Below are 16,697 nucleotides of genomic sequence, written 5' to 3' on the forward strand. Positions count from 1 at the left end.
CCGGGCGGGGGTGTCGGATCCCGGGCATGACAATTGTGCTGGGGACGCCGGCCGTGGCCGGGGTGCGCGAGGCCATGGGCGCGCTGCGGGAGTGGCAGTACGACGGAGCGCCGATGCAGCTGCATGCGGGGGACATCGGCTGGAACCACCGCTTCGGGACGCCCGAGACGGCCGCGGTGGTGCGGACCTGGAGCCGGGGCGGACGGATTCTCGCCGTCGGGATGCAGGACACCCCGACGCTGCTGCGGATGACGGTCGCCCCCGACGCCTTCCGGGACGAGGACCTGGCGCGGCGGCTGGTCGCGGACGTCTCGCTGCCCGAGCGCGGTGTGCTGCCGGAGGGGGAGGTGGCCATCGAGGCGCCGTCGGGCCTGCTGCTGCACGACCTGCTGACCAAGGAGGGCTGGGGCGTCGACGAGCCGTGGACGCCGCTCTTCCGCGACCTCACGGAGCCGGTGGAGGACCCCGGAGTGCGGATCGAGACGATCGGCCCCGAGCGGGCGCAGGACTTCGCCGAGGTCCTGCGGTCGGCGTTCGGCACCTCGCGACCCACGCGCGAGTACTGGCACCGGATGGCGGCGGGACCGTTCTACGACGACGCCCGCTGCCTGGGCGCCTACGACAACCGGGGCGAGCCGGTGGCAGTGGTCACGGTCTGGTCGGCCGGCCCGGGGAGGCCGGGGCTGGTCGAGCCGATGGGCGTCCACGCGGCCCACCGCGGCCGCGGGTACGGCCGGGCGATCACCCTCGCCGGGGCGGTCGCGCTGCGGGAGGCGGGCTCGTCGAGCGTCCGGGTGTGCACCCCGAGCTCCAACGTCGGTGGCGTCGCCACCTACAGGGCGGCCGGGTTCGGGGCGGGGCCGGAGGTTCGCGACCGGATCCGCACGGCCTGAGGCGGGTGCCGCTGCCGGCCGGCACGTGGCCGGTGGCGGCACCCGCCTCAGGGGCGGGCGAAGAAAGAGGTGCGGTGGGCCAGGGCCCAGGTGCGTTCGGCCTCGAACGCCGGTGGCCTCCCGCTGTTCGAGCCGCGCCGCTCGCGGTGGCGGACCTGCTCCACCGGCTGCGGGACCACCGCCCGCACGTGCCCCTCGCGCAGGTGGGCGCGGATCGCTCGCGAGGAGTACGCCCGGTCCGCGAGCGCCACGTCCGGTCAGGTCCTCGGCCGCCCGCAAACAGTGCGAGGCACGCGGACGGCGGCCATCACCGCGGTGAACGCGGGCGCATCACCGGCCTGACCGGCCGTCAGGACAATCGCCAGCGGGCGGGCGTTGGAGTCGCCGGCCAGATGAATCCACGTTCCCAGGCCGCCCCGCGAGCGCCCCACGGTCCCCGCGGCACTACCCCCGCGACCGGCCCCTCCAACGCCAGCCGATGGCGAGGCCGGCCACCGGCAGCGAGAGGAATCTGAACGGCTCCGGGACCAGCCAGAACGTCAGCACAGCGAAGACGGTCAGCAGAACGACCAGCTCGACGGTGAACCGGTAGCCCCACGTTGCGGGCCACGCACTTCGGCCTCCGTCGCCGTTCCCGTCCGCGGAGGGCGGTGATTCTGCAGGCATACCGTGCAGCTCTCTCTCGGCAGGGTGACGACTGGACGGTGCAAGCCGGTGCGGGTGGGCACCGGCTTCGGTCCGCACCGCACCGAAACTCGGTCAGGCTGTGTTCTGTCTACCATCCGTAACGCCCTCGGTGTGCACCGGTTTCCCAGAAGAACCCTCCCGCGAAGAGAACTTCCAGGCGACCGCGTCGAGCACCTCGCGGCGGTCGCACCACCGCCCGCCTCGCTTCGGCGTCCAGTCCGGCAGCAACGGCTCTGTCCGCGCCCACTGCGCGTAGGTCAACGGCACGACCGGACCAAAGCGACCCCGGCAGGCTCACCACCGCCCTCGCCCAGGAAGGGCAGTACGGCGACTTCGTCCTGCTCAGCGGCATCGAGGTGTGGAGCATCTGCGAGCACCACCTTCTCCCCTTCCGCCTCGCCGTCTCCATCGCCTACACACCGGACACCGCCGCCCTCGGCCTGTCCGAACCGGTCCGGCACCTGGAGGCCCGCACCCACGCCCTCCGGCGCCCGGAAGAAGCCCTCCCTGTGCAACCTCGCCGACACCTACGGCACCGACGTCGAGATCTACCGGGGCAACGACGGCCTCGTCCGGGCCGACTGCCGCACCGCCCAGTTGATGAAACCGCCGCAATGGAATCGACGACGCCATCAACTACCTGCGCAGCAAAGGGCGCTACCTGCGCCACGACACAGCCCTCGCCCCAAAGCCAGCAGATCGCTACCCGCACCATCGAGCGTGCATGCCGCCACCTGGTCAATGACCGCCTCGACATCGCCGGAGCCGGCTGGGGCCTCGCCTGCGCCGAACCCGCGCTCAAGCTCCGGGCCGAGGGGCGCCACCGCGACGCGGTCACACGCTCGCAGCCTGACCGGCAGCACCCTTCACATCTGCAACGTCACAGATAGTCCTTCGTCAGCCGCACCTCGCCGATGCGCGGGAACACCGTGCCGATCGCCACCTCGTGTTCCTCCAGGGTCGGCGCAGACATGGCGTCGGCGACGAATTCGAGTTCGTACCCGAGGTCGCACGCGGCCCACGCAGTCGACGCGACGCCCATCGTCGTTACCAGCCCCGCCAGGACGATGGTGGTCACGCCGGCCGCGCGCAGCTTCTCATCGAGGCCGGTGTTGTGGAATGCACCGATCGTCCGCTTCACGACGACGACGTCGCCGTCCTGCTCCAGCCCTTCGGCCAGATCGCTGCCCGGCGGCTGCTCATCGACGCCTGGACGCTCGACGCGGACGAGCACGACGGGAGAACCCTCCGCGCGCAGCGCGGCGGCGAGGTCACGGCAGCGCACAAGCACGTCCTCGCCGGAATGCGGCGCGAGTGGGTTGGCGATGATGCGCGGCATGAGGTCGATCAGGACGAGAGCTCGGGTCATGTCGTCAGCCTACAGACCGCGGCCTCACCGGTCAGGGCTACCGGGTGCTGCTGGTCGGCGGCGCCGTCGACGACGCGGACGCCGACCGCGCCAACGGCGCGCACGCGGTGCTCCACACCGGCGGTCTCCATCACCCCGCCGAGCTCGCCGCCACCGACCACCCTCTCGCGGACTCCCTCACCGACGCCGTCGCCATCGGCTCCCGACTCATCGCGGATGCCGCCGAACCCGCTTGTGGCCAGCACGAGTCGGCGGCCGTGCCGAATCGCCGGATCTGCGGATCCTCATCCTTCCCGCACCCCTGGAGCCCACTCGTGAACAGCCGCAGAAGACCCGTCCCCGCCCACGCAGTCCCCGTCCGCCCGCACCACCTGGATGTGCCATGTCCGAACCGACCACGGGCGCCCCCGAGCCCGAACCGATCCGCATTCCCGAGGAAGACCTGGACGATCTCGCCAGCGCGCTCGCACGCACCATCGCCGAGGTCGGCCAGCACGGCGTCCTGCTCGACCGGCTCGGCACCGACCCCTTCGGGGGCGAGGAACCGAATCCCGCCGAGGCCGAACCCGAAGGCCCGACAGCGCTGTTCATCCTCGCGATAGCCTCAGGGCCTACGGGCCCGCCGCCGCTCTCCTCGACCGCTGGCCCGGCCCCGAGCGACGGCGCTACCGCTCCGCCCTCGCCGACATCCACGCCGTCGTGGACTCCCTGGTCGACGCGGAACCGGACACCCCCACCCTGACCCGCCTCTCCACCGGTGCCGACCGCGCCCAGCTCCACGACGACGTGACCTCCCTGCTCATCGGCGGCTCCCACACCAGCGCCCCCGCCGGGGCCTGGACGTTGATCCTGCTCGCCCGGCACCCCGCCGTCCGCCGCCGGCTCCACGACGAGGTCGACCGGACCGTCGGCGACCGCCCGGTACGGGCCACGGACCTCCCCGCCCTGGACCTCACCGGCCGAGTGGTGCGCGAGTCGCTCCGGCTCTACCCACCGATCTGGCTCTTCCCCCGGCACACCACCGGCGAGACCGAACTCGGCAGCCACCGGTTCCCCCAAGGCGCCCAGTTCTTCTACAGCCCCTACGCCCTGCACCGGGACCCCCGGTGGTACCGCGCCCCCGACACCTTCGACCCCGACCGGTGGATCCTGGACGGCCGTCCCGCTCCCCCGAACGGCGCCTACCTCCCCTTCGCCGCCGGCGTGCACGGCTGCCCCGACGGGGACTTCGCCCTGGCCGAACTGACCCTCCTCACAGCCGCGGTCTCACGCCGATGGCACCTCGACCCGGTGCCGGGCAGCAGGCCCCGCCCCGTCGCGGCGGCCACCCTCGGCCCCTCGCCCGTCACCATGACCGTCACCCGCCGCCCCGGCCCCGGCGGCGTCTTCCCTGGACCGGGGTCGTGACGGCGCCGGGCCCCGCTCAGTCAGGGACTCTCGCCGCCGACTCGGCGAGCCGTTCGGCGAAGGCCGCGACCAGCGTCCGGAGCTCCGCGGGCTCCTCGACGGCGAACGGCGCGTCCAGCGAGGCGAGCACCGCCGGCAACCAGTCCAGCCGGTCCACCCGGAGCTCCACCCGGCTCCACCGCGCCGCCCCCGGCTCCGCTGCCGGGAGCGCCTGCACCACGGCGACGCTCGCGGGCAGCCGCAGGTGGATCCGCTCAGCCGTCAACCGGACCCGCAGCACCACCCGGTACCGGTACGGGGCCGTGGCGAGCCCGCGCAGAAGGCGCTCCGCCGGGTCGACCGCGGCCGGGGGCTCGAAGGCGCCCGGCAGGGTACGTACGCCCACGATGCGATCCAGGCGCAAGGTGCGGTCCTCCCCCACCGCGGGATCCGCGCCGGTCAGGTACCAGCGGCCCTCGTGCGCCACGAGCCCGTACGGGTGCAGCGTGCGCTCGCTGCGCCGTCCGTCCGCCGCGGTGTACCGGACCGCGAGCGGCCGGTGGCCGCGCACCGCGTCCGCGACCGTGAGCAGGACCTGGGAGTCGGGCACCGCCGTCGCACGGGACCCGGGTGCGGCGGTGAGGGTGAGGGCGTCCAGCACGGCGTCGAGCCGGTGCCGGAGCCGCTCCGGCAGCACCCGGCGGATCTTGGCCGCCGCCGTCTCGCCCGCAGTGTGCCCGGCGTCCGCCACCGCGGTCAGGCCGGTGTGCCGGCCGGCGACCAGTCCGAGCAGGACGGCGAGGGCCTCGTCGTCGCTCAGCATCAGCGGGGGCAGCCGGTATCCGGCCCCGAGCCGGTAGCCCCCGTAGCGGCCGCGCACCGACTCGACGGGCACGTCGAGGTCGAGCAGGTGGTCGACGTACCGGCGCACTGTGCGCTCGTCGACCCCCAGGCGGTCGGCGAGCTCGGCCACGGTGCGGACACCGCCGGACTGCAACAGCTCCAGCAGCGCGAGGACGCGGGCGGTGGGACGGGCCATACAGGAAGTCTCTCAGCGATACCGGGCGGATTATGTCCAGTATCAGCCCTAGCGTCGTGCCGGAAGCACCGACCGCACGACCGAACCGCAGGAGACAGCCATGGACTTCCTCTCGATCCGCATCATCACGGCCGACGTCGCCCGCCTCGTGGACTTCTACGAGCGCGCCACCGGCGTCGGCGCCGACTGGTCCACCCCGGACTTCGCCGAGCTCAGGACGGCCTCGGCGACGCTGGCCATCGCCGGCACCCGCACCGTCCCGCTGTTCGCACCGGGATCGGCCGAGCCGGCCGCCAACCGCAGCGTGGTGCTGGAGTTCCTCGTCGACGACGTGGACAACGCCCACCGGCGACTGCGCGCCGACGTGCCGGAGTTCGTGACCGAACCCACCACGATGCCCTGGGGCAACCGCTCCCTGCTCTTCCGCGACCCGGACGGCAACCTGGTCAACTTCTTCACCCCGGTCACCGAGACCGCGAAGGCGAGGTTCGCCCGCTGAGAGGCCGGCCTGTCGGCGAACCAGCAGCCGGGCGGCACGCCGTGAAGGCCGCCACGAGCCCGGACGCAGAGTGCGGAGCAGTTCGGCGGCGCGGTGGGCAAGTACGGGCTCGCGGCAGATGAGGACGGCCTGGAGCCTGGCCGGTCCGTCCTGGTGGCCGACGAGGGCCAGGACGTAGCTCTTGCCGGGAGTGCGCTCACAGAAGAAGTCGCGGAGCACAGCGGTGGAACGGCCCTGGGGCATGCGAAGGACTCCGGAGGAAGGGGGTGTGCGGTACTGCCGCACAGGCGTGGAATTCCGCCGGTGGACGCGTTGCAGGCGCGTCCACCGGCGGTGGTGAAGGCGATCGGCCCCCGGCTGGTTCCGCCGAAACTGCTGGCCTCCCGGACGGCTTCGGCCTCAGGAGCCCCGGCACGTGGCTGCAGGTGGACGGTCAGTGATCGGCGAAGGCTGAACACCCCTCGCCGCAGCATCGGCGAGGCTCCGCGCGGCTCGACCGGGCACCGCGGCACGATCCTCGGTGTTCCGGAGCGTTTCAGGGGTTCGCCGGTCGAGCTCGGGCGGCACGTCGACCGTGACCGCTCTCCGCGACACGGCCCGCGGGCCTGCGGGCCGTCGCTCCGGCGGCCACGACCGGCACCGGCGTTGTCGGTCTAGGATGCGGAGCATGAACGGGACCACGCCGGCACACGGAGACGCCGTACCGATGGCGACGCGGCGAACCCGCTGGCAGGAGGCGGGCAGCAGCGAGGGCTTCGGCAAGCGGTTCGCCGATCTCGTCTCCGCCGGTGAGGACATCGACGGTGAAGCCCGACTCGCCGACACGCTCCTGCCGCGTGGCGCCCGGGTGCTCGACGCCGGCGCCGGCATGGGCCGGGTCACTGCGGCACTTCTGCGGCGCGGGCACGACGTGGTCGCGATCGAGCCCGACGGAGCACTGGTCCGACAGGCCCGGGAGACCTACCCCGGACTGCCCATCGAGGAACGCGACATCCTCGGCCTCGGCCCCGACGACGGCCCGTTCGACCTGGTCGTCTGCGTCGGCAACGTCATGATCTACCTGGCCGAGGGTACCGAACGCGAGGCCCTGCGCTCGATGCGCGCCGTGCTCGGCGAGAACGGCCGGATCCTGGTCGGCTTCCACCTCCAGGACCGGCCGCCGCACGCCCACGCCTACACCGCGGCCGAGTTCGAGGCGGATCTCGCGGCCGCCGGACTCCACGTCGACCTAAGGGCAGGAACCTACCAACTGCACCCCGCGAACGAGGCCTACGGCGTCTGGGTCCTGAGTCGCACCCGGGGTGCGGCCGACGAGTAGATCCGCGGACCGGGGGCCCGGGAGCGGAACCTGCCCCGGTCCGCAGCCGGCGGCGTGCCGACGCTCCTCGAAGACGTGAAACTCCTGCGCGGGCCGGAGACCGGTCAGGACGATCTTGCCGATCGCCTTGGCCGCCGCGTCGACCTGGCCCTGGAGGCGGCGGCGTTCCTCGCCGTTGAAGAGGTGGGTGGCGACGGTGGCGACGGCGCCGATCGCCTCCAGGGTCCGGTCGTAGTCGGAGTCGGTGCGGCCGACGGCCGCGATCCTGCCGCCAATCGTCGACCGCCGCTGAGGTCGGAGCGCCCGCACACGGCGACTCTCTACTGATTGCCCGTCAACTGATGCCAGCAGAAGTCAGCATCAGTACGAGTAGACCCTCCCGGATACGCGCACACTCGAGGATTCCACCCATGGCGCGCAGGCCCCGCCCACCTCGTATGCGGCCTGCGACCGCGCGGCCGGGAGCACGGAAAGTTGCTCCTTGGACCCCTTTGCCCGCACGATTTGTGCCGTTATGATCACGTTTCCGGATGGTTGACACGGCTCCGAGCGTGCCGGTCGGGGACGCAGTGACGGATTGGACTCGAGAGGTGACGCGTTGTTCGCCTCAGGTCTTCCTGGCCCTCTACAGGTGGCCGTACTTCTTCAAGTAGTGTCGCCAGCCGAGCCCCCCGGGGGCTCGTGACTTCCTTGCTGCTCACGATCCGTATCTACGGCTGGAGTTCACGGCGATGACGGCGGCGACCGGGATTGATGCGCGCTTTGCGTACCGTGTCTACCTCTCACTTCTTCGCACCGAGGAAAGCGGCATATGCCCGGAGGATCTCGCGCGGGACCTCGGTACCGGGGCCGGTGAGGTCCGGGAGGCCGTCGACTGGCTGGCCGGGAACGGGTTGCTCGACCGGGGGCCGGAGGCGGTGGTGGCCACGCCGCAGAGCATCCTGAGACGGTTGGTCGCCGATCAGCAGGAGCGTCTGGCGGAGTTCACCCGGGCGCAGGACCTGATCTCCGACCTCACCGACGGCTTCCTCGCCACTCCGGCCTCCACGGGGGAGAGTCCGGCGGTCGAGGTGGTCGAGTCACGGGCGCAACTGGGGCAGCGGCTGGGCGAGTTGCACGCCTCCAGCCGGTCCGAGGTGGCGGTGATGCTGCCCACGGCGGCCGAGCGGGAGGCGCTGCACCCGTGCATCCGTGAGGATGTCGAGCTGCTGCGCCGGGGTGTCCACTACCGGCTGGTGGCGCCGGCCTCCGCGCTGGGGAGCCCGGCCGTCGTGGAGTACGTGAACGCGCTCCAGGAGGCGGGCGCGGAGATCCGGACGGCGGAGTCGCTGCCGCTGCGGCTGGTCATCGTCGACCGGGAGAAGGTGGTCACCCGGTCGCAGGTCGAGGGACTGCGCCGCAGTGTGGTGATCGACGGAGGACTGCTCGCCCAGCTCTTCACCCGGGTCTTCGAGCACAGTTGGTCCACGGCCGCGCCGTACACCAGGCGGCGGCGCGGCGGCGGTTCGGCGCCGGTGCTGTCCGGGACGCACCGGCTGGTGCTGCGGATGATGGCGGCCGGGGCGACCGACAAGTCGATTGCCCGTCACCTCGGTTACTCGGACCGGACGGTGCGGCGGTTCGTCGCCGAGATCCTGCGGGTGCTGGAGACGGACAACCGGCTCACGGCGATGGTGCGGGCGACCCGGCTCGGGCTGCTCGAACACGAGGGCAGGGAGGGCCGGGAGGGCAGGGAGGCGAAGGAGGGCACGAAGGAGGCCAGGGAGGTGCGGGCGGCGCAGGGCTGAGATCGGCCTCCGCCCGGACGGCGAAGCGGCGCGCCAAGTCCGTTCACAACAGCCCCCGTTCGGCGGCGATCCGGGCGGCGTCGAAGCGGTTGCGCCCGTCGAGCTTGCGCATCGCGCCCGAGGTGAGGTTGCGGACCGTCCCGGCGGCCAGGTAGAGCTCGCGGGCCACCTCCTTCACCGAGGCGCCGGTCGCGGTGAGCCGGAGGATCTCGCGTTCCCGCGCGCTCAGCACCTGCTCCGCGACGGCCGTCCGGACCGCCGGCCCGTCGGGCGCCGGTTCGGCCTCGCCCGGGGCCGGGCGGCCGCCCGCGGCGGCGTCCCGGATCGCGTCGACCAGGCGGGGGATCTTGGTCTGCTTGGTGACGACCCCCAGCGCCCCCGCCGAGACCGCCCGGTCCACCAGGGTCCGGGTGGGCCGGGCCGCCATCAGGACGACCCGGCAGTCGGGTAAGCGTTTCCCGAGCTCCCGCACCAGGCGGAAGCCGCCCTGCGCGGTACCCATGCCCAGGACGGCCACGTCCGGCCGGCGGCGGACCGCGACCGGGACAACCATCGAACTCCGGTTCACCGCCCCCACGACCTCGAAGTCCTTGACGGACGCGAGCACTTCGGCGATCGCGTCCAGGGGCAGCAGTTGCTCGTCGGCTACCAACACACGAATGGTCATCACTAGGTCTCCCCCGAGGATCCCGTGAACGGAACTCATGGTGATCATTGCGGCCGCGCCCCAGTGTGTGGCGGACGGCCCGCTCCCGTCGACGGCACCCGGGCGTCCGGGTGCGGACATGTCCTCAGCAGGACCGGTGGGTCAACGTGGGTCAACGTGGGTCTAGGTGGGTCTACGCGTGTCATTCGGTGACCCCTCAACTTATCCCGGGTCCGGCGGCCGACCCGACGCCCGCGGGCAGGGACGTGACAAGTGTCAGTAAAAGCAGGTCAAAGCCTTGTCGCCGGTGACCGAGCGGGACCACGATGCGCACTGGTGATCGACTGCCGCGCGGGGCCCGTCCGCCCCGCGCGGCCCCCGTCACCCACTGCCCCCCGACCCCTCCGCCGCCCCGACAGCCTCCGCGCGGCATCCGGCCGCTCCCGGCCGTCCCGACCCGACACCGCCCGCGCGGCACCCTCCCGCGCGGCTCCCGTCCGCCCCGACCCCTGCCCGTGCCCCGCCGGCACCCCGCCCCAGCGTGCCCCCGCACGCCCCGGGCCGGGCGCCGGCCCGTGCCCGGACCGGCTCACCACGGATGCCCGAGGAAGAGGACATGCACACAGACCCTGTGGTCCAGGACCCGACCCAGGCCCTGGCCGTCGTAGGCATGGCGGGACGGTTCCCCGACGCCCCGGACGTGGACAGTTTCTGGCGGCTGATGATGGAGCGGCACGACGCCATCGGCCCCGTCCCCGCGACCCGTTGGGACGCCACCGCGCAGCTCGACCCGCAGCGCGAGATCCAGGCGGTCGGCGGATTCCTCACCGACGTCGACCGGTTCGACGCCACCTTCTTCGGCATCTCCCCCCGCGAGGCGGAGATGCTCGACCCCCAGCAGCGGCTGATGCTGGAGGCCGCCTGGCGGGCGCTGGAGGACGCCGGGACACCGGCCCGCGCGCTCGCCGGCAGCCGGACCGGTGTGTTCGTCGGCGCCGGCTGGCACGACTACGAGCACGTCGGCCGCAAGAGCGCCGCCGGGGTCACCCAGCACACCGCGCCCGGCTACGCGCTCGACATGATCGCCGCCCGGGTCTCCTACTTCCTCGGGCTCACCGGGCCCAGCCTGGTCGTCGAGACCGGCTGCTCCTCCGCGCTGGTCGCGGCGCACCTCGCCGCCCAGGCGCTGCGGGCCGGCGAGGTGGACGCGGCCATCATCGGCGGTGTCGCGCTGATGCTCGACCCGACCGCCTCGATCGGCCTGACGTACTTCGGCGGCCTCTCCCCCGACGGCCGGTGCAAGGCCTTCGGCGCCGGGGCGAACGGCTTCGTGCGCGGCGAGGGCGTGGGTGCCCTGTTCGTGAAGACCGTCGCCCGGGCGCAGGCGGACGGGGACCGGATCCACGGCGTCATCGCCGGGACCGCGGTGAACAACGACGGCGGCGGGCAGAGCGTCGTCGCGCCCAGTCCGCTCGGGCAGGAGCGGCTGCTGCGGGACTCCTACCGGCACTGGGGCATCCCGGCGGACCGGGTCGCCTATGTGGAGGCGCACGGCACCGGCACCTCGGTCGGCGACCCGATCGAGGCCGGCGCGGTCGGCCGGGTGCTGGGGCAGACCCGCAGCGCGGACGCCGGTCCGCTGCCGATCGGCTCGGTGAAGACCAACATCGGCCACCTGGAGGCCGCCGCCGGCATCCCCGGGCTGTTCAAGGCGCTGCTGGCGCTGCGCCACGGCGTGGTGCCGCCGAGCCTGCACTCGGCGGAGCTCAACCCTGAGATCGCCTTCGACGAGCTGAATGTGACGGTGGTCCGGGAGCCGCTGCCGCTGCCGGCGGACGAGCAGGTCTTCCTCGGCGTCAGCAGCTTCGGCTGGGGCGGCACCAACGCGCACGTGGTGCTGACCGGGGCGCCGCGGCCGGAAACGCCGGTCACCGCCGACGGCCCCGCCGCCGACGGCCACTCCGACGACAACGAACACCGCGCCCCCGTGCTGCTGCCGGTGTCCGCGCACTCGGAGCAGGCGCTCGCCGAGCGCGCCCGCGAGCTGCGCGAACTGCTCACCGGCGCGACCGACCCGGCGACGAAGCAGTTGCCGGAGCCGGAGCAGTTGCCGGAGCCGGAGCGGCTGGCGGCGCTGGCCGGCACCCTGGCCTGGCAGCGCGACCAGTTCCCGGTCCGGGCCGCCCTGCTGGCCGCCGACACCGCCGCAGCGGCCGGGCAGTTGGAGCGGCTGGCCGCCGACCCGGCCGGTGCCGAGCCCGTGCCCGGCGTGTTCACCGGACGTGCCGCGGCGGTCGGCCGGACCGCCTTCGTGTTCCCCGGCCAGGGCTCGCAGTGGCACGCCATGGGCCGCGAACTCCTGGCCGCCGAGCCGGTGTTCGCCGCGGTGATCCACCGCTGCGCGGCCGCGCTGGAGCCGTACACGGACTGGGACCTGGTCCAGGTCGTCTCCGGCGAGGCCGGGGAGGAGTGGCTGTCGCGGATCGACATGCTGCAACCGACCCTGTGGGCCGTGTCGCTGGGCCTGTGCGAGCTGTGGCGGGCGGCCGGCGTCGAGCCGGACGTGGTGGTCGGCCACAGCCAGGGCGAGGTCACCGCGGCCACGGCGGCCGGCATCCTCTCCTACGAGGACGGCGCGATGGTCGTCGCCCGGCGCAGCGCGATCGCCCGCCGGACCTCGGGCAAGGGCCGGATGCTGGCGGTGGACCTCTCGCTGGACGCGGCGAAGGCGGCGCTGTCCGGCTTCGAGGAGGGCGTGTCGCTGGCCGTGAACAACGGCCCGAACAGCTGCGTGCTCTCCGGTGACACCGAACTGGTGCTGGCGCTCAAGGAGTTGCTGGAGGCCGAGGGCACCTTCTGCCGGCTGGTGAACGTCGACTACGCCTCGCACAGCCCGCAGATGGACGAGCTGGAGGACGACCTGCTGGCGGCGCTGCGGTCGGTGCGGCCGGGCCGGGGCGGTGTCGAGCTGATGTCGACGGTGCGGGTGGCCCCGCTGGAGGGGCCGGAGCTGGACGCCCGGTACTGGGTGGACAATCTGCGCCGGCCGGTGATGTTCGCCGACGCGATGGAGCGGCTGTTCGACACCGGGGTGACCCATGTGGTCGAGATCAGCCCGCACCCGGTGCTCACCCCGGCGCTGGAGCAGTTGGCCGCGCAGCGGCCGGTGCCGCCGCAGGTGCTGTCGACGCTGCGGCGCGACCAGGGCTCGCCGGACACGCTGCGCGAGTCCGTGGCGCGGGCGTACGTGAGCGGTCTGGAGCCGTTCGGCGCGCTGCCCCGGAGCGCCTGGGCGCCGGTGCCGCCGTACCCGTGGCAGCGGGCCGTGCACTGGGTGGAGCAGGGACGCCGGCGCGCCGGGAGCGGGGCCGGCGAGGAGCTGCGGCTGGTGCCGTCGGTGACCGAGCAGGGCTCCTGGACCGGTCTGCTGGAGCTGGCCCCGGCGGACATCCCCTGGGTGCGCGACCACCGGGTGTACGACGCGGTGGTGCTGCCCGGCACCGGGATGCTGGAGCTGGCGCTGCGCACGGCGCTGGCCAGGACCGGCGGGGCGCACCGCACGCTCGCGGAGGTCGGTCTGCACAGCCATCTGACGCTCACCGAGGAGCCGGTGACGGTGGCGCTGGGCTGGCGGGACGACGTGACGGGCGGCGGCAGTTTCACGCTGTCCTCGCTGGAGCCGGGCGGGCAGGGCTGGGTGCGGCACGCCTCGGCGCGGGTGCTGGCGGAGGACACCGCGCCGGAGGCGCCGTCGTTCCCGGAGCGGCTGCTCGGTCTCGACGTCGCGCCGGCCGCCGCCTTCTACGCCGACTGCGCGGCGCGGGGCCTGAACTACGGTCCGGCGTTCCAGGGTGTGGTGGGGCTGCGGGCCGGGGCGGCGGAGTGCCTGGCCGAGGTGCGGCTGCCGGAGGGCTGCCTGGCCGGCGGCCATCCGCACCGGCTGCACCCGGCGCTGTGGGACGCGGCCTTGCAGGCCTCGATCCCGCTGTTCCCGGGCGAGGAGGCGGCGGTGCCGGTCGGGGTCGGGCGGGTGCATCTGCACCAGGACCTCGCGGAGCCGGTGACGGCGCTGTGGTCGCACGCGGTGCGGCGGGACGGCGGCGAGGAGGTGGACCTGTTCCTGTTCGACGCCGGGCGGCGGCCGGTGCTGAGCCTGCTGGGCCTGCGGATGCGGGCGCTGGCGGCCTCGGCCGATCCCGGCGCGGTGGACGCGGAGCGGATCCACCGGCTGGAGTTCCGGCCGAAGGAGCGCACCGACGGGGCTGACACCGACACGGCCGACACCGACGGGACGGACGCGCCGCAGCGCACCGGCCACTGGGCGGTGTGCGCCGCCGACCAGGTCGGCGGCACGGCCGCCTGGGCGCGGGCCGGGGAGCTGGCCGAAGCGCTGGGCGCGCTCGGCGGGACGGCGCTGGCCCAGGTGGCCGACGGCGCGGACGCGGCGCGGACCGAGGTCTGGCAGGAGCGGCTGGCCACGGTGGACGGGCTGGACGGTGCGGTGTTCCTGGCGCCGGGCGCGGACGCCGGGCCGGACGCCCAGCGGGCGGCCCTCGCGGCGCTGGCCGCGCTGGTGCGCGCCTGCTCCGCGCGCCCGGTGGTCCCCCGGCTGGTCGTGGTGACCGCCGACGCCCAGGTGCCGCCGTCGGCGGCCGGGTCCGTCGACCCGGGCGCGGCCCTGTACTGGGGTTTCGGGCGGGTGCTGCGCCGTGAGCACCCCGAGCTGCGGCCGGTGCTGGTGGACGTGGCCGGTGACGAGGCCGACTGGGCGGCGCGCTGCGCCGTCGAGCTGTCGGCCGAGGACGGCGCGGACCAGGTGGTGCTGCGGGGCGGGGAGCGGCTGGTCGGCCGGCTGGTGCGCGGCGCGGCGGGCCCGGTGGACGACCCGGCCGACCCGGCCCGGCCGCGCTGGCGCTCGGCGGCCCCGCAGCCGTTCCGGCTCGCCCCGGACGGCCGGGGCACCTGGGACGGGCTGGCGTTCCGGCCGCTGGAGCGGCGGGCGCCGGGTGCCGGGGAGATCGAGCTCGCGGTGGGTTCGGCGGCGCTGAACTTCATCGACGTGATGAAGGTGATGGGCACCTATCCGGACCCGACGGCCGACGCCCGGCTGCTCGGTCTGGACGGCGCGGGCGTGGTGACCAGGACCGGCGCGGGCGTGACCCGCTTCGCCCCCGGGGACCGGGTGGTCGCCTGCACCAGCGGCGGGGCGCTCGCCACCCACTGGACGGTCCTGGCCGACCACGCGCAGCACGTGCCGGAGGGGATGGCGGACGCGGACGCGGCGGCGTTCCCGGCGGTGACCATCACCGCCTGGTACGGCCTGCGGCACCTGGCCTCGCTGCTGCCGGGCGAGACGGTGCTGATCCATTCGGCGGCGGGCGGGCTGGGGCTGGCGGCGATCGCGGTGGCGCGGCTGCTGGGCGCCGAGGTGCTCGCCACGGCGGGCAGCGCGCACAAGCGGGCCCGGCTGCGCGAGTTGGGCGTGCGGCACGTCTTCGACTCCCGGGACCACTCCTGGGCGGACGAGGTGCGGGCGGCGACCGGCGGCCGCGGGGTGGACGTCGTCCTCAACTCGCTGACGGGCGCGGCGATCCCGCTGGGTCTGGAGGTGCTGGCCGAGGGCGGGCGGTTCGTCGAGGTCGGCAAGGCCGACATCTACGGCGGGCGCACGCTGGCCCTGGACGCGTTCCGCAAGGGCATCGGCCTGGCCTCGCTGGACCTCGCCGGGGTGATCGCCCGGCGGCCGGCGCTGTTCACCCGGCTGTTCGCCGAGGTGTGGGAGCGGGTCGAGGCGGGTGAGCTGGCGCCGCTGCCGGTGCTGTCCTACCCGTTCGCGCGGGCCGCCGAGGCGCTGCGGGAGATGTCCCACGGCCACCACATCGGGAAGTTCGTGCTGTCGGACCCGTCGACGGTCACGGAGGTGGCGCCGGAGCCGCTGCGGGACGGCCGGTTCCGGGGCGACGGCACCTATCTGATCACCGGTGGTCTCGGGGCGCTCGGCCTGTCGCTGGCGGAGTTCATGGCCGGGCGCGGCGCGGGCCGGCTGGCCCTGGTGGGCCGCTCGGCGCCGACGGCGGAGGCGGCGGCCCGGATCGGGGCGCTGCGGGCGCGCGGGGTGCTGGTGGAGACCTTCGCCGCCGATGTCGCCGACGCGGCGGCGGTGCGCCGGGTGCACGAGCAACTGCCGCCGCTGCGCGGGGTGGTGCACGCCGCCGGTCTGCTGGACGACGCGACCGTGCTCAATCTGACGACGGAGCAGCTGGACCGGGTGCTGGCGCCCAAGGTCGACGGCGCGGTCCACCTGGACGCGGCGACCGAGGGCGATCCGCTGGACTTCTTCCTGCTGTTCTCCTCGGCGGCCGCGCTGTTCGGCAACGCCGGCCAGGCTGCGTACGCGGCGGGCAACGCCTTCATGGACGCGCTGGCGGTGGACCGGCGGCGGCGCGGGCTGCCCGCGCTGAGTGTGCAGTGGGGCCCGTTCAGCGATGTCGGACTGGCGGCCGCGGACGACAACCGCGGGGCCCGGCTGGCGGAGCGCGGGATGGCGGGCTTCTCCACCGCCGAGGCGTGGCGGGCGCTGGAGGGGTTCCTCGGCGCCGACGAGCAGGTGGTCGCGTACGTGCCGATCGACCTGCGGCAGTACCTGGAGGCGTACCCGGACACCGCGACGCTGGACAGCTGGAGCGCGCTGCGCGAGCTGGCCCGGCACGGCGGGAGCGGCAGCAGCGCGGGCGCGGCCTTCCTGGCCGAGCTGCGCGGGGCGCCGCAGGAGCGCTGGCCGGAGCTGCTGGAGGCCAAGGTGCAGGAGCTGGCCGGGCGGGTGCTGCGACTGGAGGCCGGGGCGATCGACCGGGACACGCCGTTCAAGTCGCTGGGGCTGGACTCGCTGATGGGTCTGGAGCTGCGCAACCGGCTGGAGGCGGCGTTCGGGCTGCGGCTGTCGCCGACGCTGCTGTGGACGTACGGCTCGGCGCGGGCGCTGTCGGCGGTGCTGGCCGAACGGCTGCTGGGCGATCCAGCGGCGGGCGAGGACTCCTCGGGCGAAGGCGCTACCGAAGGCGAGGGCTGAGCGC

The 16,697-nt window shown here is 74.2% G+C and carries 13 protein-coding genes and 1 pseudogene; 9 read left to right on the forward strand and 5 right to left on the reverse strand.

Going from position 1 to position 16,697, the window contains the following annotated elements:
• Positions 1 to 26: 26 nt before the first annotated feature.
• The gene (locus tag IF01_RS0122955; protein ID WP_030395389.1) at positions 27 to 893 is read left to right on the forward strand and encodes a GNAT family N-acetyltransferase; all 867 of its coding nucleotides are present in this window, start codon (positions 27 to 29) and stop codon (positions 891 to 893) included.
• Between the two features lie 95 nt (positions 894 to 988).
• Here the strand turns inward: IF01_RS0122955 and IF01_RS50200 are convergent.
• Positions 989 to 1,327: pseudogene (locus IF01_RS50200) on the reverse strand (transposase); the annotation flags it as partial.
• Positions 1,328 to 1,813: 486 nt separating this feature from the next.
• On the opposite strand from IF01_RS50200, the gene IF01_RS51575 reads away from it, so the two are divergent.
• Positions 1,814 to 2,470: a GTP cyclohydrolase I gene (locus IF01_RS51575; protein WP_078880218.1), complete on the forward strand. Its 657-nt coding sequence runs from the start codon at positions 1,814 to 1,816 to the stop codon at positions 2,468 to 2,470.
• On the opposite strand, the gene IF01_RS0122975 is transcribed toward IF01_RS51575, so the two are convergent.
• A complete protein-coding gene (locus IF01_RS0122975; RefSeq protein ID WP_030395393.1) occupies positions 2,461 to 2,949 on the reverse strand; it encodes an isochorismatase family protein in 489 nt (162 codons plus the stop codon). The two genes, IF01_RS51575 and IF01_RS0122975, sit on opposite strands and share 10 nt — an antisense overlap.
• Positions 2,946 to 3,194 carry a hypothetical protein gene (locus tag IF01_RS0122980; protein WP_030395394.1) on the reverse strand — a complete coding sequence of 83 codons (249 nt, stop codon included), beginning with the start codon at positions 3,192 to 3,194 and terminating at the stop codon, positions 2,946 to 2,948. Before IF01_RS0122980 ends, IF01_RS0122975 begins: the two co-directional genes overlap by 4 nt.
• A 137-nt stretch (positions 3,195 to 3,331) precedes the next feature.
• Here IF01_RS0122980 and IF01_RS49030 point away from each other — a divergent pair, with 137 nt between their 5' ends.
• Together IF01_RS49030 and IF01_RS0122985 are read left to right on the forward strand one after the other, a co-directional pair.
• Positions 3,332 to 3,691, forward strand: a complete 360-nt coding sequence (locus IF01_RS49030; RefSeq protein WP_167349768.1) for a hypothetical protein — start codon at positions 3,332 to 3,334, stop codon at positions 3,689 to 3,691.
• Positions 3,649 to 4,356 (forward strand): cytochrome P450, encoded by a 708-nt coding sequence (locus tag IF01_RS0122985; protein WP_051755991.1) that lies wholly within the window; start codon positions 3,649 to 3,651, stop codon positions 4,354 to 4,356. Before IF01_RS49030 ends, IF01_RS0122985 begins: the two co-directional genes overlap by 43 nt.
• A gap of 16 nt (positions 4,357 to 4,372) precedes the next feature.
• On the opposite strand, the gene IF01_RS0122990 is transcribed toward IF01_RS0122985, so the two are convergent.
• Positions 4,373 to 5,374 carry a helix-turn-helix transcriptional regulator gene (locus IF01_RS0122990; protein WP_030395396.1) on the reverse strand — a complete coding sequence of 334 codons (1,002 nt, stop codon included), beginning with the start codon at positions 5,372 to 5,374 and terminating at the stop codon, positions 4,373 to 4,375.
• A gap of 100 nt (positions 5,375 to 5,474) precedes the next feature.
• On the opposite strand from IF01_RS0122990, the gene IF01_RS0122995 reads away from it, so the two are divergent.
• The 4 genes from IF01_RS0122995 to IF01_RS0123010 all read left to right on the forward strand — a co-directional run bounded on the left by IF01_RS0122995 (position 5,475) and on the right by IF01_RS0123010 (position 8,978).
• Entirely contained in the window at positions 5,475 to 5,873 is a 399-nt protein-coding gene (locus IF01_RS0122995) for a VOC family protein (protein ID WP_030395397.1), read from the forward strand.
• 706 nt (positions 5,874 to 6,579) lie between these two features.
• Positions 6,580 to 7,191: a class I SAM-dependent methyltransferase gene (locus IF01_RS0123000; RefSeq protein WP_030395398.1), complete on the forward strand. Its 612-nt coding sequence runs from the start codon at positions 6,580 to 6,582 to the stop codon at positions 7,189 to 7,191.
• Positions 7,192 to 7,245: 54 nt separating this feature from the next.
• A complete protein-coding gene (locus IF01_RS49035) occupies positions 7,246 to 7,518 on the forward strand; it encodes a hypothetical protein (RefSeq protein ID WP_030395399.1) in 273 nt (90 codons plus the stop codon).
• A gap of 623 nt (positions 7,519 to 8,141) precedes the next feature.
• Positions 8,142 to 8,978, forward strand: a complete 837-nt coding sequence (locus tag IF01_RS0123010; RefSeq protein WP_157855317.1) for a LuxR C-terminal-related transcriptional regulator — start codon at positions 8,142 to 8,144, stop codon at positions 8,976 to 8,978.
• Positions 8,979 to 9,021: 43 nt separating this feature from the next.
• Here IF01_RS0123010 and IF01_RS0123015 read toward each other — a convergent pair whose 3' ends face one another.
• Positions 9,022 to 9,645, reverse strand: a complete 624-nt coding sequence (locus tag IF01_RS0123015; protein ID WP_030395401.1) for a LuxR C-terminal-related transcriptional regulator — start codon at positions 9,643 to 9,645, stop codon at positions 9,022 to 9,024.
• A gap of 595 nt (positions 9,646 to 10,240) precedes the next feature.
• Between IF01_RS0123015 and IF01_RS0123020 the strand changes: the two genes are divergently transcribed.
• On the forward strand, positions 10,241 to 16,693 hold the full coding sequence (locus tag IF01_RS0123020) for a type I polyketide synthase (RefSeq protein WP_030395402.1): 6,453 nt from the start codon (positions 10,241 to 10,243) through the stop codon (positions 16,691 to 16,693).
• The last annotated feature ends 4 nt before the right edge of the window (positions 16,694 to 16,697 follow it).

Source organism: Kitasatospora purpeofusca, from assembly GCF_000718025.1.
In the GTDB taxonomy this organism is placed as follows: Bacteria; Actinomycetota; Actinomycetes; order Streptomycetales; family Streptomycetaceae; genus Kitasatospora; species Kitasatospora purpeofusca.

Excerpts from the sequence above, each read along its gene's own strand:
- IF01_RS0122990 (WP_030395396.1), bottom strand. The coding sequence starts at position 5,374 with ATGGCCCGTCCCACCGCCCGCGTCCTCGCGCTGCTGGAGCTGTTGCAG.
- IF01_RS49030 (WP_167349768.1), top strand. The coding sequence starts at position 3,332 with ATGTCCGAACCGACCACGGGCGCCCCCGAGCCCGAACCGATCCGCATT.
- IF01_RS0123015 (WP_030395401.1), bottom strand. The coding sequence starts at position 9,645 with ATGACCATTCGTGTGTTGGTAGCCGACGAGCAACTGCTGCCCCTGGAC.
- IF01_RS0122955 (WP_030395389.1), top strand. The coding sequence starts at position 27 with ATGACAATTGTGCTGGGGACGCCGGCCGTGGCCGGGGTGCGCGAGGCC.
- IF01_RS0122975 (WP_030395393.1), bottom strand. The coding sequence starts at position 2,949 with ATGACCCGAGCTCTCGTCCTGATCGACCTCATGCCGCGCATCATCGCC.
- IF01_RS0122995 (WP_030395397.1), top strand. The coding sequence starts at position 5,475 with ATGGACTTCCTCTCGATCCGCATCATCACGGCCGACGTCGCCCGCCTC.
- IF01_RS0123020 (WP_030395402.1), top strand. The coding sequence starts at position 10,241 with ATGCACACAGACCCTGTGGTCCAGGACCCGACCCAGGCCCTGGCCGTC.
- IF01_RS0123000 (WP_030395398.1), top strand. The coding sequence starts at position 6,580 with ATGGCGACGCGGCGAACCCGCTGGCAGGAGGCGGGCAGCAGCGAGGGC.